Origin of the sequence: Yersinia aldovae ATCC 35236, from assembly GCF_000173735.1 — a bacterium.
In the GTDB taxonomy this organism is placed as follows: domain Bacteria; phylum Pseudomonadota; class Gammaproteobacteria; order Enterobacterales; family Enterobacteriaceae; genus Yersinia; species Yersinia aldovae.
The window spans coordinates 85458-101402 of sequence record NZ_ACCB01000014.1; the positions used below are offsets into that span (position 1 = coordinate 85458).

The following is a 15945-nucleotide window of genomic DNA, read 5'->3' on the forward strand; positions in this document are numbered from 1 at the left end:
ATGTCCTCAAATTAAGTACCGCGCTATTTTCAGATCTCAATTACAAGGAAGATATTATGGACATGAGAAATTGGATATCACGTATAGACGGTAATAAAGCATTAAGCGAAATAAGCATACCAGGAACGCATGATTCTGCTTCATTTCGCACTGACGTTTTTGGCGGTATGTTTACACAAACGCAATCATGGAATATAAAAGAACAACTTGATAATGGTATACGGTTTTTGGATGCCCGCTGTCGCCTTATTGATAACGTATTCACCCTGCACCACGGCCCGGTTTTCTAAAACAACAATTCGGTGACGTCCTCAACACCTGCCTTGATTTTTTAAAACGCCATCCTGGCGAGTTTATTATTTTATCCGTTAAACAAGAACATACAACGGAAAATAGCACCAAAGATTTTGCTGCCGTGATGTATGATAATTATATTAAACCCATAAGGATATGTTTTACTTAATTAATGGAATACCCATCATTGACGCAATCAGAGGGAAGATAGTGCTATTGCGGCGTTATGGTGGAGCAAAAATAGGTATTAATGCGCTCCCCTGGAAAAATGACACCTCATTTACGGTTAAAAATAGCAGCTTTAATATCTACGTCCAAGATCATTATGATGGTTATACCGACCTGAATCTACGTTTCAAAAGAAAGTTTGTTGAAAGTTTATTGAAGTCTGCAAAAGATAAACTGTCCTTAAGCTTATATATTAACTTCATCAGTGTCTCAGGTATATTAACGCCGTATTCTGGCGCAAAGGGGCATTTCTTGATTGATGGCATGAATATCTGGTTCTGTAAACAATACAGAGAGAAGCAAAAAATGGGCATTATTGTTGCCGATTTTGTTGATATTGAGGATGGGGCAATTATTAAAACGATAGTCAATTCGAATAATTTCATATAGACCACCAGGTTAACCAGCATCACAACCCACCGCCTTGTATAAATAAAAACCACCGCCGCTCTCTTGGGGGGTGGTTTAAAGCTGAAAAATACTAATAACTCTGTTTGTTGAATGATAAACTTACGCCATAGCATCAATACACGCCATGCCAACTGAATATGAGTCACGAATAAATGCAAGAGAAACAAGTGGTTAATCAAAAAGAACATTACGATCTGAATAAATTACACAAGCGACTGCGCCGTAATGTGGGTCAGGCAATTGCCGATTTCAATATGATTGAAGAAGGTGACCGCGTGATGGTTTGCCTGTCCGGTGGCAAGGACAGCTATACCATGCTGGATATTCTGCAAAACTTGCAAAAAAGTGCGCCAATTAATTTCACGTTAATTGCTGTTAATCTCGATCAGAAGCAGCCCGGCTTCCCGGAAGATATCCTGCCAGCCTACCTGAACAAACAAGGTGTGGAATATCAGATTGTTGAAGAGAACACCTACGGGATCGTCAAAGAGATTATTCCCGAAGGCAAAACCACCTGTTCACTGTGTTCACGCCTGCGGCGTGGGATTTTATACCGCACCGCCACTGAGCTGGGTGCCACTAAAATAGCACTGGGGCACCACCGTGATGACATTCTGCAAACCCTGTTTTTGAATATGTTCTACGGTGGAAAGCTCAAAGGTATGCCACCCAAATTGATGAGTGACGACGGTAAACATGTGGTCATCCGCCCGTTGGCCTACTGCCGCGAAAAAGACATTGAACGGTTTGCACTTGCCAAAGAGTATCCAATTATCCCTTGTAACTTATGCGGTTCTCAGCCCAACCTGCAACGTCAGGTGATCAAAGATATGTTACGCGACTGGGATAAACAGTATCCGGGCCGGATCGAAACCATGTTCAGCGCGATGCAAAACGTGGTGCCATCACATTTGAATGACCATAAACTGTTTGATTTCAAAAGTATTACTCACGACAGCCAAATCGTCGATGGGGGTGATTTGGCCTTTGACCGGGAAGAATTGCCACTGCAACCGGCAGGCTGGCAGCCGGAAGATGACCAAGAAAGCACGGGCAAGCTACAGCCGGTGCGCCTTGATGTGCTGGAGATTAAATAAGTCGTCAGCTTTTATTGCCTCATTGCGCAGGATGAGGCATTCGCTCCATTATCTAATCCTTTATTTTTATGAAATTTCATTCAAAATCTATTTATCACAAATGGTTTATTCATAAATAACGCATAAAAAAATGCCGATGTTGAAATAACATCGGCATCGTAACAATTATGTGCTATGCAGTAATTCAAAATAAAAGTATTACAAATATGGAGCGCAACGCCCATCGCTTGACGTCACATTCACCTGCAAAACCATAATGCCTGACTCATAACCATCAAATCTTGATATGGCTCAATTTTGCAGTGATTAGCCCCATCGCGAGCAAACTCTTTTACTGCCTAATTCTTGAGTTCCTACAACCATTTACTGCGCCTTAACCACCAGGCAACACTAAGAATTAATGTCACTAACATCAGACAAAAAGCAGCAAAACCGAAAGAATCGGTATTACCGGGGATTCCACCAAGGTTGACACCAAATAGCCCGGTAAGAAACGTAGTCGGTAAGAACACCATCGCCAACAGCGACATCGTATAGGTACGCCGGTTCATGGCATCAGCCATTAATGAACTTATTTCATCGGATAGCACCGCGGTACGGGCAATACTCGAATCTAAATCTTCCAAACCACGCCCTAAACGCTCTGAAATTTCCTGCATCCGGCGGCGATCATCATCATTCATCCACGGCAAACGCTCACTGGCCAGCCGGGAGAATACATCGCGTTGTGGGGCCATATAACGACGTAATACAATAAGTTGCTTACGTAACAGCGCCATCTGCCCACGTTGTGGGATTTTTTGTTCCAGTAAATCATCTTCGAGATCGATAATTTTATCGTGTAAATCTTCAATAAACTCACTGGTATGGTCGGTGAAACCATCGGCAATTTCCACCAGCCAGTTACCACTGTCCTTCGGGCCAGTACCGTTTTGCAGATCGTTTAGCACATCATCGATAGAGTAAATTTTGCGATGTCGGGTTGAGACAATCAGCTTATCTGTCATATAAACCCGAATCGTAACTAGCTGATCTGGGCGGGCATCATGGTTAAAGTTGATGCCGCGCAGCGTTATCATCGTGCCATCACCCAGGCGGGTGACTTTAGGGCGCATACTCTCACCGGCTAAACCACCCCGCACCACTTCTGGTAACAGAGGCGTGTTTTGCAGCCAAGCCTCGCTTTCTGGATGAGTGTAATCCAGATGCAACCAGCAAGGCTGTTCGGCCGTAGCAACCGCATCGAGGCTGATGGGTTTCACACCGCCTTTACCGTCAAGCTGATAGGCATATACGGCATCAGAAACTTGAAGCGTTTTTCCTTCAACTACATCCACAACAGCACCCTCTTTTCAAAATTAATCATGCAATTAGCTCAGTGTAGCGCTAGCAGCACTATCTTGAAAGGCGAGGGTCAGGGATAGCCTAAAATAGTGAGGAAGCACCGGTGATAATAGAATGTAGGTTTAAGGTTTAGTAATAAAGAATAACGCAGAAATCGCCTTGTTTTGCGATAAACTTGGCTCAGAGTTATCAACAACACTGCATTCAAGGAAGAGAAATTATGGATATAATGACATTATTAAAAGCATTGATTGGGGGGGCTGGCGCGGGGTTTGCACTGAGCGGTGGCTTATCACTCCTTATTCCTGCATTGACCGTGACCACTTCTTTTGCTTTCACGTTTGCCGCCGTCGGCGGAATCGTAACCGCAGGGGTTTACCTGAAAAATAGCCGGGTAGTTTAATTTGAATCCAAACGCGACCCACTGGTATCTTCCCCAAACCACTAATGATTTAACCATATTCTACTGCCTTATCTGCATCACTTATATGGCAGTCCATATTACCTGGGATTGTATTTCGATAAAAACACCGCCCTTCGCATTAGAAAATCTGCAATATAAACTGAATGAGTTATATTCCTCATCGACTTTTGCTACCAGCGCATTTTTCTTTGTTATGCTTTTTGATATAGAAAACCCATTGAGGACATCAGACGCATTCATCTTTCCATTAATAATAGCATCTCTAACCGGATTTATGATTTCTGTTTCTGCTATTGTGCCAAAACAATCACAACGCAAATCAATTGAATGAAGTTAATCCACTTGAACTATACTTATAAAGTAATAGAACAAGTGGAAAAAACAATATCACCTATAGCTTAATGCTTAATGCTTAATAATATACATTGTTTGGCTATAAGCCACGTCTTCAGGGTTAGTGATAGGATAACCTTTTACCCACGGCTTAATTAAACGCCCATTGGTAAATTGATAGATTGGCGCGATCGGCGACTGTTCAGCAATAATCTGTTCAGCACGATTATAATCGTCGTTCAACGCTTTTGGATTTGTCTGCTTACCCGCTTCAGTTAGCAAATAATCGTAGTTATCATCAGAGAACTTGGCGATATTACCACTATGGGTTGACGTCAGAAGAGACAAGAAAGTTGAGGGTTCGTTGTAATCCCCAACCCATGAAGCGCGAACCACATCAAAATTACCGGTATTGCGGCTATCAATATACGTTTTCCACTCCTGATTGACCATTTTGACATCCACACCTAATGTCTTCTTCCACATTGAGGCGATAGCTATAGCCAATTTCTGGTTATTATCAGAGGTGTTATACAGCAGCGATAACTTCAAGGGGTTATCAGGGCCATAACCTGCCGCATGGAGCAACGCTTTAGCTTGCGCATTTAATTCATTCTGATCCTGCTGCTGTAAAAAATTCACCATCGGATGATAACCCGCAGTGACGTCAGGAGTGAAGTTATACGCCGGTTTCTCACCGGTACCCAATACCTTTTCCGCAATGATTTTACGGTCAATAGCATAAGATAGCGCTTTACGCACCCGAACATCATTGGTCGGCGCACGTTGCGTATTAAAAGCGTAATAATAGGTGCCGAGCTGATCTGGGGTATAAACCTGATCTGGGATATCTTTTAGCAGCTTTTGATACAGATTTTTCGGGAAAGATTCAGTAATATCAATATCCCCGGCCTGATAACGTTTTGTGGCATTTGCTTCCTGATTAATGGGAATAAAGGTCACTTTGGTTAAAACAGTATGAGCATGGTCCCAATAATATTTATTGGGAACTAAGACTAACTTTTCATTTACCACTCGGTCTTGCAACTTAAATGCGCCGTTGCCAACCAGATTACCAATTTTAGTCCACTCATTACCGTATTTCTCGACAATGGTTTGTGGTACCGGGAATAAACTAAAGTTAGCGGTCAGGCTTGGGAAATAAGGCACCGGTTTGCTGAGTTTTATTTTCAGGGTGTGGTTATTAACCGCACTGACGCCAAGCGTCTCAGGCGACATTTTACCGGAGATAATCTGCTGAGCGTTCTCAATCCCTGCCAGATCCGCAAACCAGGCAAAAGGTGATAAACTTTTAGGGTCAACCAGGCGACGCCAACTGTAGACAAAATCTTGTGCGGTAACCGGTTTGCCATCAGACCATTTAGCATCTTTACGTAAGGTGAATATATACGTTTGGTTATCGGTCGTTTGCCAACTGGTAGCAACGCCGGGAATGATTTTCCCCTGCGCATCCTGATTAACCAAGCCTTCAAACAGATCTCTGGCAACCTGTGCTTCGATTAACCCAACAGCTTTAACCGGATCAAGCGAGGCAGGCTCATCTTTAATATGACGAACAATTTCTTGTTTTTTAGCCAGTACCGTACCCGCAGGGACATCCGCAGCATTTGCCACTCCCAGCGAAGTGCCGACTAATGTGACGCACAATACATAATGGGAATAGTGCATAATCGATAACCTTATCGTTGTTGTTCCATGTCAGCGAAACAAAAAAATCGAATAAACATAAACTAGCAGATAAAGCCCCCTCATGACGATGAGAAAATAAAAAAAAGCGGCGCACAAAGACGCCGCTAATGCTGTTTTATATCAGCTAAGCAATCAAAAACTCAATTTAACACCTGTGTTAAGGAGGTATTGCTACAGACGTTATCACGGTTGATTGCCAGATAACCACCGTTAGCCGACATTATCCGCAGGTTAACGTCACAGCCATTTCCCCGCCACACTCAAGGCATCTAAGTCACTATTGTCTAATATACATACTCACTTTATTCGTTGAAATAACCACCCGCGGGACGCCCCTATGAATTAACCATCGGTAGTTATTTACCCGATTATATATATATCCAGACTATTCGTTTTCAAGTCTGAAAGGACAGGTGTAATGTTGTAAACACAGATTGACGTTACATTAGTTTGAACACGCAACAATTAAGTGGTAGCTTCGGATTAACATAATATTTGAAGTGATAATATCAACATCATGACCACTCCCCGTTCCGCTCGAGGCAATTTAATTAAACCCGGTCAACGCTACGGCCAGTCTCTATTAGGTGCCCCACTGCTTTATTTTCCAGCGCCCTCCCTGACGGCTAACACCGGTTTGATTATTGCAGGAACGCATGGTGATGAAAGTGCAGCAATTGTTGCTCTCTCCTGTGCGCTGCGCAGTATATCCCCTGCCCAGCAGCGCCATCATGTGATATTGGCAGTTAATCCCGATGGTTGCCAGCTAGGGTTACGTGCTAATGCTAATGGCGTTGACCTCAATCGTAATTTTCCAACGGATAACTGGCAATCGGGTGAAACGGTTTATCGCTGGAATAGTGCTGCTGATGCGCGTGATGTGGTGTTATCAAGCGGTGAATACGCAGGCTCTGAGCCAGAAACCCAGGCACTGTGCGAGTTAATTACCCAATTATCACCTGCCTGGGTGGTCTCGTTTCATGAACCACTGGCCTGCATTGAAGACCCCGCAAGCTCCGCCTTGGGTGCTCGTCTGGCGGCGAATTTTGTATTGCCGTTGGTCACTAACGTGGGATATGCCACACCGGGTTCTTTTGGCAGTTGGTGTGCACAACGAGACTTACCCTGCATTACAGCAGAATTACCACCAATCTCAGCGGATACAGCCAACGAATGTTACCTGGCTGCACTGATCGACTTACTTACACTAACGGATTAAACCGACAGATTTATTGCGCCTATAGCAAAGTTCAGCCCACCTTCTATATCATTTTCCAACCATGTCGGGCCGTCCAAATCAACAAAGCGCGCGCCCGGCGCCAAAGGCAATGCTGCCTGGATCGCACGCGAAGTACACAACATACAACCAAGCATGATGCCGAATCCCATCGCTTTCGCCTGCTCAGTCAGTAACCGTGCTTCGGTCAACCCGCCGCTTTTATCCAGTTTAATATTGACCATATCATAACGCCCAACCAGACCGGCTAAATCATCACGGGTATGGCAACTCTCATCAGCACAGATAGGCAGCGGGTGAATAAAATTCTGTAAAGAATCATCCGCTCCAGCCGGTAGTGGCTGTTCCAACATGGCCACGCCAAGATCAGCAAGCAACTGACACCGGGCGGCTAACCCTTCTGGCTGCCAGGCTTCATTGGCATCAACAATTAATGTGACCTCTGGCACCGCACTGCGAATGGCCACCAAACGTTCCGCAATCAGATGGTCATCCAGCTTGATTTTCAGCAAACAGGCTCCTTGCTGTGCCAGAGCCTTCGCACTGTAGGCCATCGCCTCCGGCGTACCAATACTGACCGTCTGGGCCATCGAAATATGCTCTGGTGCGCTAACCTGACTTCGTTGCCAAAGACTTTGCTGGTTTTGCACACACTCCAGTTGCCATAAGGCACAATCTACCGCGTTTCTGGCCGCGCCCGCAGGGAGTAGCAACTGTAGCTCCTGGCGCGATACGCCATACTCAATGGCCCGAACAACTGACGCTAACTGTGCCATCACCGAAGACTCACTTTCGCCATAATGTGGGTATGGGGTACATTCGCCAACAGCACGAATACCATTGTCTTCGATTTCAACCACCACCACTTTGGCTTCAGTGCGGCTGCCACGGGAAATAACAAACGCAGAGTGAAGAGGCCAGCTCTCTGGATAGTAGTGCATTGTTCTCATCATGGCTCCTTGGCAAAGTACGGGCGGATACAGCAGACGGTTAGACCTTAATGTATTTAGCATGTCAGTGATTTAGTCACTTTTTTATATCCAAGCTGCCACTGTTACCTTAAACTGAAGTTCGTGTTACACATCTGTAAAAGGAATCAAATAATGACACAAACTGTACATTTTCAAGGCAACCCAGTGGTTGTTGCAGGCAAACTGCCGCAGGCTGGTGATAAAGCTAAAGACTTTACGTTAGTTGCGAAAGATTTATCTGATGTTGCATTAAGCAGCTTCGTTGGCAAACGTAAAGTCTTGAATATCTTCCCAAGTATTGATACTGGCGTTTGCGCCGCATCCGTACGTAAATTCAATCAACTGGCTGGCGAGCTTGAGAACACCGTTGTTCTTTGTATCTCCTCTGACCTGCCATTTGCTCAATCACGTTTTTGCGGTGCTGAAGGCTTGAGCAACGTCACTACGCTGTCAACCTTGCGTGGCGCTGAATTTAAACAAGCATACGGTGTGGCGATCACGGAAGGCCCTCTGGCCGGTTTAACCGCGCGCGCAGTGGTGGTTCTGGATGGTCAGGACAACGTTATCTACAGCGAACTGGTTAATGAAATCACCAGCGAACCAGACTACGATGCCGCACTGGCAGCACTGAAATAAATAGCCTATTTAGGCATTAAGTCATGCGACAAAACGGCTGCCTGTTAGGTACAGCCGTTTTTTTATTGTGATACGCTCTAACGTTTACTCTTCTTCATTCTCATCACTGGCGGGCCGTTTACTGCTTAAGCCGTATTCACGCAGTTTATTGGCAATTGCGGTGTGAGAAACACCCAGTCGTTTCGCCAGTTTACGAGTGCTAGGATAATTACGGTAAAGACGCGTCAGAACGGAGCGTTCAAAGCGTTTACTGATGTCATCAAGTGAACCATCCAATACCTCGTCACCCAAGGCAGCTTCAACCTCAAACTCAGGCAGAATAATATCTTGTGGCCGTAATTCGACGCTGTCCAGTTGGGTCAGGGCACGATAGATGGCATTCTTCAGTTGGCGTACATTGCCCGGCCAACCATAGTGTGTCAGGAAACTGCTCAGCTCAGGGGCCAACTTTGGCCGTGGCACCCCTTGTTCATCAGAGAAACGGGCCACAAACAGTTCCGTCAATGGCATGATATCAGCCTGACGTTCACGTAATGGCGGCAGAGTGATGGTTAGCACATTGAGGCGATAATAGAGGTCCTCGCGGAACTCACCACGCCGAACTAATTCCACCAAGTTCTTTTGCGTCGCACAAATCACGCGGACATCCACATGGACTTCGTGCTCTTCGCCAACACGACGGAAAGTGCCATCATTAAGGAAACGCAATAACTTGATTTGCATCCGTGGCGACATTTCACCGATTTCATCCAGCAACACCGAGCCACCGTTCGCCTGCTCAAAGAAGCCTTTTTTGCCTTCAACTGCATTGGGATAAGCCCCTGCCGCGTAGCCAAATAACTCGCTTTCTACCACCTCGTCGGGCAATGAAGCGCAGTTCAGCCCCAGAAACGGCATTTTGCCGCGAGGACTGCGCAAGTGGCAGGCACGGGCCAGTAAATCTTTACCGGTGCCGGTATCCCCCACCAGCAGCAACGGGGCATCCAGCATCGCCAGCTTACGTGCCTGTTCCAGCACATGGCACATCTTGGTGCTGGTGGCAACAATCTGTTTAAATTCGGTGTCATCATTAACCGATAGAATTTGTAGCTGCTGACCCATCCGGGCGGTGGATTTCAACATTACAACCGCACCAACCGACTGATTTTGCAGATTTTCATCTTCAAGGTAGATCGGCGTGATCTCCATCAGGTAATCCTGATTGTTGATCAATATGCGCTCGGTATGAGGTGCCGTTTCTGCGCCATCGAACCAACGCGCAAAATTATATCCTCCCAGCAAACTACCGGCTGTTTTGTGACGAACTTTCTCTTCATTGAGAGAAAACAGTTTACGAGCTGCGGGGTTAGCCAACTCAAGATTGCCTTTCAAATCAATGGAAAATACCGGCTCTGGCATCGATTCTAACAGTGCGCGTAATGAACGATGCTCACGCTCCGATGGCATAAAGGAAACTGTGCGAACATCCGTCACCCCATCAATACGTCGAATATCCATCATCAAAGCACTGAATACACTAAAATCCAATGAGGAGAAATTCAGATAAATGCGACCAATTGGATCAATTTCGATCCCTCGTAAATCAATGCTGCGTAAAACCAAGAGATCAAGCAACTCTCTGGTGAGACCGATTCGGTCTTCGCAAAAAACTTCCAAGCGCATCAGTATTGACCTTATATATGGCAGGTACGAAATCACTGCATACGATAATACCCTGTCGCCCTCAATGGATGAAGCAGTCTGTCAGCAAAAGTTGACAGGAATCGGCTTTTCGTCATTTTTTCTCCCATAATATATTGCCCTTGATGATATTTTTAACGTCTTTCCGGCACATTGCCAGTGGCTTATTAGTTATAATATAAATAATTAAGATGAATATAACGGTTGAATACATCCTTTCTTTGTCACAAATTGATGACACTTTGCATTACATCGGCCACATGGCTATAGTATGGGTAGCCAGATGACCGAGGAGGTTACATGAGAGCATATCATCCAGCCCCTGCGACCAAAACAGGGGCGTTGTGGCGTGAAATTGGCCTGCCGGCCAGTCGCGGCACTGTGCTGGTAGACAGTATCAAGCTAGGATTTTCTGTTGATGTCATCGACAGTATTCATTTATGGGCGTCAATGCCTAAATCCGAGATATTACGTGCCACAGGGATCCCCAGCCGTAGTCTGACTCGCCGCCGTACCCATGATGGCCGTTTTACCCCGGAAGAGAGTGAGCGAATTGCGCGTTTTGTGCGTGTCATGGATGCCACTGTTGACCTCTTTAGCGGAAATAAAGGCAAGGCAATCACCTGGATGTCCACGCCTATCAAAGGCTTGGGCCACAGAACCCCTGACTCCCTGTTGGAAACGGAAACCGGCGCACTGGAAGTCTGTGATTTGATTGGCCGACTGGAACACGGCGTGTTCTCGTAACTATCTATTTTTATTTGATTTTACGCTTATAACATTGCCGTTATTATAGCGACAGAGGGAGAGGTGTACATGGAGAGTCAGTTAAGGGAGCGCGAGTTATGATGCTCTACCGCATCGTAATGCGCCGTTATCTCGCCTCAACCTGGACCGGTTATGGTGCCGAAATGTACGGTGGCCGTTGGAATCATAAAGGCCATGCTGCTATCTACTTGGCCAGCAGCATATCACTGGCGATGTTGGAAACATTGGTACATATTCACGACAGCACTACGCTCAGTGAGTTTGAGTTATTTCAGATTGAAATTAATGACGGCAGCATTATGCTGCTGCAACCGCAAGATTGGCCGTCAGAGTGGCGAAGTGATCCGGCACCGGTCGCAGCAATGGACGTTGGCACCGAGTGGCTAAAATCAGAGTCATCTGTTGGATTACTGGTTCCATCCACCCTGGTGCCATCAGAGAATAATATGTTGGTTAACCCGCATCACAAAGACTTTCAGGGTTGTCTAAAAAGCGTCAAGCCGCTCTCTTTTGCCTTTGACCCGCGGCTAAGATAGCCTTCGTCACTGCCACTACTGATTAACCTGCGGTTTCTTTGGTAAGGTGTTTTTCAGTTGGCTTATCAACTGACGGCGGAAATCACCCAGTTTAGGTTTATCGCCCGCCAGCCACGGTAACGGGCGGCACAATTCCATCGCTTTAATGCCCAGACGGGCGGTAAGTAAACCAGCGCCTATCCCTTGCGCAGCGCGAGCTGACAAGCGGGCTGCCAAATCTTGTGACAACCAATCCATCCCCACTTCGCGTACCAGCTCAGACGCACCGGCAAAAGCAATATTCAGCAAGACCAAGCGGAACAGACGAATACGGCTGAAATACCCCAACTCAATACCATAGAGTGCAGCGATACGATTGATCAGGCGAATGTTGCGCCAGGCAATAAAAGCCATATCCACCAGCGCCAACGGGCTGACCGCAATCATCAATGCGGATTCAGCGGCGTAACGGCTAATTTCCGCCCTGGCTTGATTATCCAGCGTCGGTTGCACTAATTTGGCATACAACTCAACCACTTCGCGATCATTATGGGTTTCATGCAGGGACGCTTGCCAGCGCTGCAATGCCGGATGCCCTTGGTCCAACCCAGCCTGCCGTGCCAGTTTTTCACAAAAATCCCGGCCCTGACCGATACCGTGACTGACCAACAGTTCTCGCGCAATATCGCGCTCTTGTGCCCGTTGGCGTAAACGGTATAAACGTCGCCACTCGGTCAACACCGAACCGACACCGGCCACCACAATCAAACCACCCGCAGTTGTCGTGCCCAAGGCTATCCAGTCCTGCTGCTGCCATGCCTGGCTCACCCATTGCACTGATTGAGCAATCACACTGACGCCAAATAGCGCCACGCCGAGGGTAACCATCTTACGCCACACGCTACGTTTAGGTTTTAGCGCTGCATTAACCAACCCTTCCACGCGCCCTTCTTCCTCTTCAGCGTCCAATTCTGGCGCGGCGGGATAGAAGTTCTCTGCTGCCTGTTCATCAAAAGCCTGTGCCGCTTTTAGCACCGGCTCATCCAGCGGTTGTAATGGCTGTTCAAAATCAATCCGTGGTTTCAGCGGTTCACTCATCGCAATTTATCTCCCAATAAAAACTCCATCACCGCATCCAGCCGGATGTGCGGCAACGGGCTGTCAACATGTACGGCTTGCGGGCGAAATTGGTCAAAATGAAAACCTTGCTGTTGCCAGAAAGCCGGGCCGGGCAAACGGGCTGGCACATCGCCGGGGAAAACGGTCAGCGGCACGCCATCGTCCAGACGATGACCGCGCAATGCGGGGATCTTTTGCCCTTGGTGCTCAACAATGCCACTCTCTGTCGCTTGTACCGAGGCCAGTCCGACACAATCCATGCTGATCCCCTCGAAGGCGGCATTCTGCCAGGCTTCTTGCACCAGTTGTTGCAGTAGTGACACCAGATTAGCATGTTGATCTGCTGTGACATGGTCAGCTTTGGTGGCCGCAAACATCAGCTTATCGATACACGGAGAAAATAAGCGGCGGAACAGTGTGCGCTTTCCATAATGGAAACTTTGCATCAATTGTGTCAGTGCCAATCGCATGTCGTTGAATGCCTGAGGCCCGCTATTTAACGGTTGCAGGCAATCCACCAGCACGATTTGCCGATCAAAACGAACAAAGTGCTCTTTATAAAATCCTTTTACCACCGCGTTACAGTAATAGTTAAAACGGGCGCGCAGCATCCCCAGATTTGAATGCTTATCTGCCTGCGCCAGCCGTGACTCCCCAATACCACTCACGTCCGGCCACGGGAAAAACTGCAATGCCGGTGCGCCAGCCATCTCTCCGGGCAACACAAACCGCCCCGGCTGAATGAAATGTAGCCCTTCATTTTTGCAGCGAATAAGATAATCAGTGTACGCCTGTGCAATGGTAGCGAGCTGGTTTTCATCCGCCGGTGCCAACGGGTCACACTGCTGGCATAAGGTCAACCAAGGCTTAGCCCACTCCGCGCGGTTCCCTTGTAACAACCCTCCCATCTGGCGCGACCAACTTAAATAGTCTTGCTCCAGCATCGGCAGATCCAAGAGCCATTCACCGGGATAATCAACAATCTCAAGGTATAACGTGGACGTTTCTTTAAAATGGCGTAAGAGTGAATCGCTGGAACGAAAACGCAGCGCTAAACGGATTTCACTCACCCCCCGCGTCGGCGTTGGCCAGTTAGGTGGCGTGCCGTACAAAGACGCCAGCCCCTCATCATAGGTAAAACGCTGAATACCCAAATCGCGCTGAGGAACGCGCTTTACGCCCAACACACGATCTTCACGTACAGCAGAAAACAGCGGCAGACGAGCACCGCTGTGGACATGAAGTAGTTGATTCACCAACGATGTAATAAAGGCGGTCTTCCCACTACGGCTCAGGCCAGTGACCGCCAGGCGGAGATGCCGGTCCATCCCACGATTAACCAAAGACGTAATCTCATTTTGCAGTCGTTTCATGCTTCTCCTTGGCAAATTGGCCCGCAGTTACCCGCATTGCGCGTTTCAACATCGGCTCCAACAGTAGCAAAAGTAACCAACGCAGCGGCTTACTACTCACACTTCGAACGATCAAGCCTGCGGCACCGGCTGGGCCATAGGTCAATGCAACAGTAAAAATAATTTTCAGTAGTGATATCAATATTACACCTGCACGTAGACGGACGGGATTATTGTTGTTCATTTTGCCCTCCGGCAGGACGATTTGATTGCAGCGCAACCAGTCATCGACGATGACCGGCCCGGTTTAAACGCAATAACTTGGTCAGATTAGAGCTGACGAAAGCGGCTTTGTACGCCGAAGGTTTCCGAGGTGACATAGCGCTCAACCTGGCGCAAACGTTGCTCACCCGCCCCCAATTCAAACTCGAGTTGGTCCAGTAACTGGCGCGGCGTTGCCTCACGCTGATGGCTGAAGCTATTTGCCGGTGCCGGCTCCAACATAAAAGTCAGTACGATGTAAGCGGCGATAGTGAAGATGAACAAGCCAAAAAACAGCGATAGCACCACCATGACCCGAATCAGCCGCACTGGAATATCAAAATAGTGCGCCAGACCGGCACATACTCCTTTGATCATGCCCTCTTCCGGTACCCGGTACAGTTTTTTGCTGCCAAGCGTATTATTTTTAAACACATCGCCCATTATGACTGCCTCCAGTTTGGGTGCTGCGCATCAAGAATCTCTTCTAATGTCTGAATACGCTCGCGCATCCGACGCGCGTCGTCGGTGAGCTGTGACAGGCGCTGCATATCCTGATGGCTGAGCTGCGCACCACTTTGCTGACGGTTGCTGTAATGCAGCCATAACCAGACTGGGGCCACAAACAACACGAAAATGGTCAGCGGTATGGCAAGAAACAGGATACTCATTCGTTCCCCTTAATTATCTTTAATCACTTTTTCATAGCAGGCCGCCTCTACGTCGGCGGCGCAGTCTTTATTAGCACTATCTAACTAAAAATAGTCTATAAATCGCATTACTCAGGCGGATTCATTTTCGCTTTCAACGCCGCCAACTGTTGGCTGATTTCGTCATCGGCTTTCAGCTCGGCAAACTCTTGTTCCAGTGACTTTTGTTTGCCAACACCGACAGTTTCAGCTTCCGCTTCCATATGGTCAATACGGCGTTCAAACTGCTCAAAGCGCGCCATTGCTTCATCCAATTTGCCACTGTCTAACTGGCGGCGAACATCACGGGATGAAGAAGCCGCCTGGTGGCGCAATGTTAACGCTTGCTGCCTTGCACGAGTTTCAGTGAGTTTGCTTTCCAGTTCAGTGATTTCGTGTTTCATACGGCTGAGCGTTTCTTCAACCGTTGCCACTTCCCGCGCCAGTGTCTCAATTAATGAAGCCACTTTTTGCTTTTCAATCAATGCTGCACGCGCCAAGTCTTCTTTGCCTTTGCGCAGAGCCAGCTCAGCTTTGTCCTGCCACTCCAGTTGCTGACTTTCACTGTGATCGATGCGGCGTAACAATTGCTTTTTCTCAGCCAATGCACGAGCGGATGTCGAGCGAATTTCAACCAACGTATCTTCCATCTCCTGAATCATCAGCCGCACTAATTTCTGCGGATCTTCGGCTTTATCCAGTAATGTATTGATATTGGCATTTACGATATCGGCAAAACGAGAAAAAATACCCATAAATTATATCCTCTTAAACTGATTGGCGTTTGGTGGCGCCGATTCATGTATCAACTCTCAGTAGGGATATATCAAGAGTCGTGCCAACTCTTCAAAAATGATAATAACTTGAAAAATAAAG

General features: G+C 47.2%; 18 protein-coding genes. 8 read left to right on the forward strand and 10 right to left on the reverse strand.

The features are described 5' to 3' along the window. Positions 1–56 precede the first annotated feature (56 nt). The 3 genes from YALDO0001_RS21825 (at position 57) to ttcA (ending at position 2030) form a co-directional block, all read left to right on the forward strand. Positions 57–290, forward strand: coding sequence for a phosphoinositide-specific phospholipase C-related protein (locus tag YALDO0001_RS21825; protein ID WP_252830390.1), 234 nt, complete (start codon positions 57–59; stop codon positions 288–290). 160 nt (positions 291–450) lie between these two features. Continuing rightward, entirely contained in the window at positions 451–912 is a 462-nt protein-coding gene (locus tag YALDO0001_RS21830) for a PI-PLC domain-containing protein (RefSeq protein WP_252830391.1), read from the forward strand. A 173-nt stretch (positions 913–1085) separates the two neighbouring features. Continuing rightward, a complete protein-coding gene (gene ttcA / locus YALDO0001_RS08720; protein WP_004702123.1) occupies positions 1086–2030 on the forward strand; it encodes a tRNA 2-thiocytidine(32) synthetase TtcA in 945 nt (314 codons plus the stop codon). 353 nt (positions 2031–2383) lie between these two features. Here ttcA and zntB read toward each other — a convergent pair whose 3' ends face one another. Beyond that, the gene (zntB, locus tag YALDO0001_RS08725) at positions 2384–3367 is read right to left on the reverse strand and encodes a zinc transporter ZntB (RefSeq protein ID WP_004702124.1); all 984 of its coding nucleotides are present in this window, start codon (positions 3365–3367) and stop codon (positions 2384–2386) included. A 227-nt stretch (positions 3368–3594) separates the two neighbouring features. On the opposite strand from zntB, the gene YALDO0001_RS08730 reads away from it, so the two are divergent. Beyond that, positions 3595–3777, forward strand: coding sequence for a hypothetical protein (locus YALDO0001_RS08730; protein ID WP_004702126.1), 183 nt, complete (start codon positions 3595–3597; stop codon positions 3775–3777). Positions 3778–4203: 426 nt separating this feature from the next. Here the strand turns inward: YALDO0001_RS08730 and YALDO0001_RS08740 are convergent, their stop codons facing one another. After that, the gene (locus YALDO0001_RS08740) at positions 4204–5820 is read right to left on the reverse strand and encodes a peptide ABC transporter substrate-binding protein (protein WP_004702130.1); all 1617 of its coding nucleotides are present in this window, start codon (positions 5818–5820) and stop codon (positions 4204–4206) included. 538 nt (positions 5821–6358) lie between these two features. Between YALDO0001_RS08740 and mpaA the strand changes: the two genes are divergently transcribed. Beyond that, positions 6359–7060 carry a murein tripeptide amidase MpaA gene (gene mpaA / locus YALDO0001_RS08745; RefSeq protein WP_042839611.1) on the forward strand — a complete coding sequence of 234 codons (702 nt, stop codon included), beginning with the start codon at positions 6359–6361 and terminating at the stop codon, positions 7058–7060. On the opposite strand, the gene ycjG is transcribed toward mpaA, so the two are convergent. Beyond that, complete coding sequence (gene ycjG / locus YALDO0001_RS08750; protein ID WP_042839612.1) at positions 7057–8028, reverse strand: L-Ala-D/L-Glu epimerase; 972 nt, start codon at positions 8026–8028, stop codon at positions 7057–7059. The two genes, mpaA and ycjG, sit on opposite strands and share 4 nt — an antisense overlap. Positions 8029–8181: 153 nt before the next feature. Between ycjG and tpx the strand changes: the two genes are divergently transcribed. Then, positions 8182–8685, forward strand: coding sequence for a thiol peroxidase (tpx, locus tag YALDO0001_RS08755; protein ID WP_004702136.1), 504 nt, complete (start codon positions 8182–8184; stop codon positions 8683–8685). A gap of 84 nt (positions 8686–8769) precedes the next feature. Here tpx and tyrR read toward each other — a convergent pair whose 3' ends face one another. Continuing rightward, positions 8770–10347, reverse strand: a complete 1578-nt coding sequence (gene tyrR / locus YALDO0001_RS08760; protein WP_004702138.1) for a transcriptional regulator TyrR — start codon at positions 10345–10347, stop codon at positions 8770–8772. Between the two features lie 318 nt (positions 10348–10665). Here tyrR and YALDO0001_RS08765 point away from each other — a divergent pair, with 318 nt between their 5' ends. Then, positions 10666–11112 carry a DUF2384 domain-containing protein gene (locus YALDO0001_RS08765; RefSeq protein WP_004702142.1) on the forward strand — a complete coding sequence of 149 codons (447 nt, stop codon included), beginning with the start codon at positions 10666–10668 and terminating at the stop codon, positions 11110–11112. Between the two features lie 98 nt (positions 11113–11210). Next, positions 11211–11669: an RES family NAD+ phosphorylase gene (locus tag YALDO0001_RS08770; protein WP_004702144.1), complete on the forward strand. Its 459-nt coding sequence runs from the start codon at positions 11211–11213 to the stop codon at positions 11667–11669. Positions 11670–11684: 15 nt separating this feature from the next. On the opposite strand, the gene YALDO0001_RS08775 is transcribed toward YALDO0001_RS08770, so the two are convergent. From YALDO0001_RS08775 to pspA, 6 genes are all read right to left on the reverse strand, one after another. Continuing rightward, positions 11685–12746: a YcjF family protein gene (locus tag YALDO0001_RS08775; protein ID WP_042839613.1), complete on the reverse strand. Its 1062-nt coding sequence runs from the start codon at positions 12744–12746 to the stop codon at positions 11685–11687. Next, on the reverse strand, positions 12743–14140 hold the full coding sequence (locus tag YALDO0001_RS08780) for a YcjX family GTP-binding protein (RefSeq protein ID WP_042839614.1): 1398 nt from the start codon (positions 14138–14140) through the stop codon (positions 12743–12745). Before YALDO0001_RS08780 ends, YALDO0001_RS08775 begins: the two co-directional genes overlap by 4 nt. Then, positions 14121–14363: a phage shock protein PspD gene (gene pspD / locus YALDO0001_RS08785; RefSeq protein WP_042839615.1), complete on the reverse strand. Its 243-nt coding sequence runs from the start codon at positions 14361–14363 to the stop codon at positions 14121–14123. The genes YALDO0001_RS08780 and pspD overlap by 20 nt, the downstream gene beginning before the upstream one ends. 86 nt (positions 14364–14449) lie before the next feature. After that, a complete protein-coding gene (gene pspC, locus YALDO0001_RS08790; RefSeq protein WP_004702154.1) occupies positions 14450–14824 on the reverse strand; it encodes an envelope stress response membrane protein PspC in 375 nt (124 codons plus the stop codon). Beyond that, the gene (gene pspB / locus YALDO0001_RS08795; protein WP_042545811.1) at positions 14824–15051 is read right to left on the reverse strand and encodes an envelope stress response membrane protein PspB; all 228 of its coding nucleotides are present in this window, start codon (positions 15049–15051) and stop codon (positions 14824–14826) included. The genes pspC and pspB overlap by 1 nt, the downstream gene beginning before the upstream one ends. Positions 15052–15158: 107 nt before the next feature. Next, positions 15159–15824 carry a phage shock protein PspA gene (gene pspA / locus YALDO0001_RS08800; protein ID WP_004702155.1) on the reverse strand — a complete coding sequence of 222 codons (666 nt, stop codon included), beginning with the start codon at positions 15822–15824 and terminating at the stop codon, positions 15159–15161. Positions 15825–15945 lie beyond the last annotated feature (121 nt).

Bases quoted from the DNA above. Each gene is read 5' to 3' on its own strand.
- YALDO0001_RS08765 (WP_004702142.1), top strand. From the start codon at position 10,666: ATGAGAGCATATCATCCAGCCCCTGCGACCAAAACAGGGGCGTTGTGG.
- YALDO0001_RS21830 (WP_252830391.1), top strand. From the start codon at position 451: ATGTTTTACTTAATTAATGGAATACCCATCATTGACGCAATCAGAGGG.
- pspA (WP_004702155.1), bottom strand. From the start codon at position 15,824: ATGGGTATTTTTTCTCGTTTTGCCGATATCGTAAATGCCAATATCAAT.
- pspB (WP_042545811.1), bottom strand. From the start codon at position 15,051: ATGAGTATCCTGTTTCTTGCCATACCGCTGACCATTTTCGTGTTGTTT.
- YALDO0001_RS21825 (WP_252830390.1), top strand. From the start codon at position 57: ATGGACATGAGAAATTGGATATCACGTATAGACGGTAATAAAGCATTA.
- YALDO0001_RS08770 (WP_004702144.1), top strand. From the start codon at position 11,211: ATGATGCTCTACCGCATCGTAATGCGCCGTTATCTCGCCTCAACCTGG.
- YALDO0001_RS08775 (WP_042839613.1), bottom strand. From the start codon at position 12,746: ATGAGTGAACCGCTGAAACCACGGATTGATTTTGAACAGCCATTACAA.
- tpx (WP_004702136.1), top strand. From the start codon at position 8,182: ATGACACAAACTGTACATTTTCAAGGCAACCCAGTGGTTGTTGCAGGC.
- YALDO0001_RS08730 (WP_004702126.1), top strand. From the start codon at position 3,595: ATGGATATAATGACATTATTAAAAGCATTGATTGGGGGGGCTGGCGCG.
- YALDO0001_RS08740 (WP_004702130.1), bottom strand. From the start codon at position 5,820: ATGCACTATTCCCATTATGTATTGTGCGTCACATTAGTCGGCACTTCG.
- pspD (WP_042839615.1), bottom strand. From the start codon at position 14,363: ATGAACAACAATAATCCCGTCCGTCTACGTGCAGGTGTAATATTGATA.
- mpaA (WP_042839611.1), top strand. From the start codon at position 6,359: ATGACCACTCCCCGTTCCGCTCGAGGCAATTTAATTAAACCCGGTCAA.
- ycjG (WP_042839612.1), bottom strand. From the start codon at position 8,028: ATGAGAACAATGCACTACTATCCAGAGAGCTGGCCTCTTCACTCTGCG.
- ttcA (WP_004702123.1), top strand. From the start codon at position 1,086: ATGCAAGAGAAACAAGTGGTTAATCAAAAAGAACATTACGATCTGAAT.
- tyrR (WP_004702138.1), bottom strand. From the start codon at position 10,347: ATGCGCTTGGAAGTTTTTTGCGAAGACCGAATCGGTCTCACCAGAGAG.
- pspC (WP_004702154.1), bottom strand. From the start codon at position 14,824: ATGGGCGATGTGTTTAAAAATAATACGCTTGGCAGCAAAAAACTGTAC.
- YALDO0001_RS08780 (WP_042839614.1), bottom strand. From the start codon at position 14,140: ATGAAACGACTGCAAAATGAGATTACGTCTTTGGTTAATCGTGGGATG.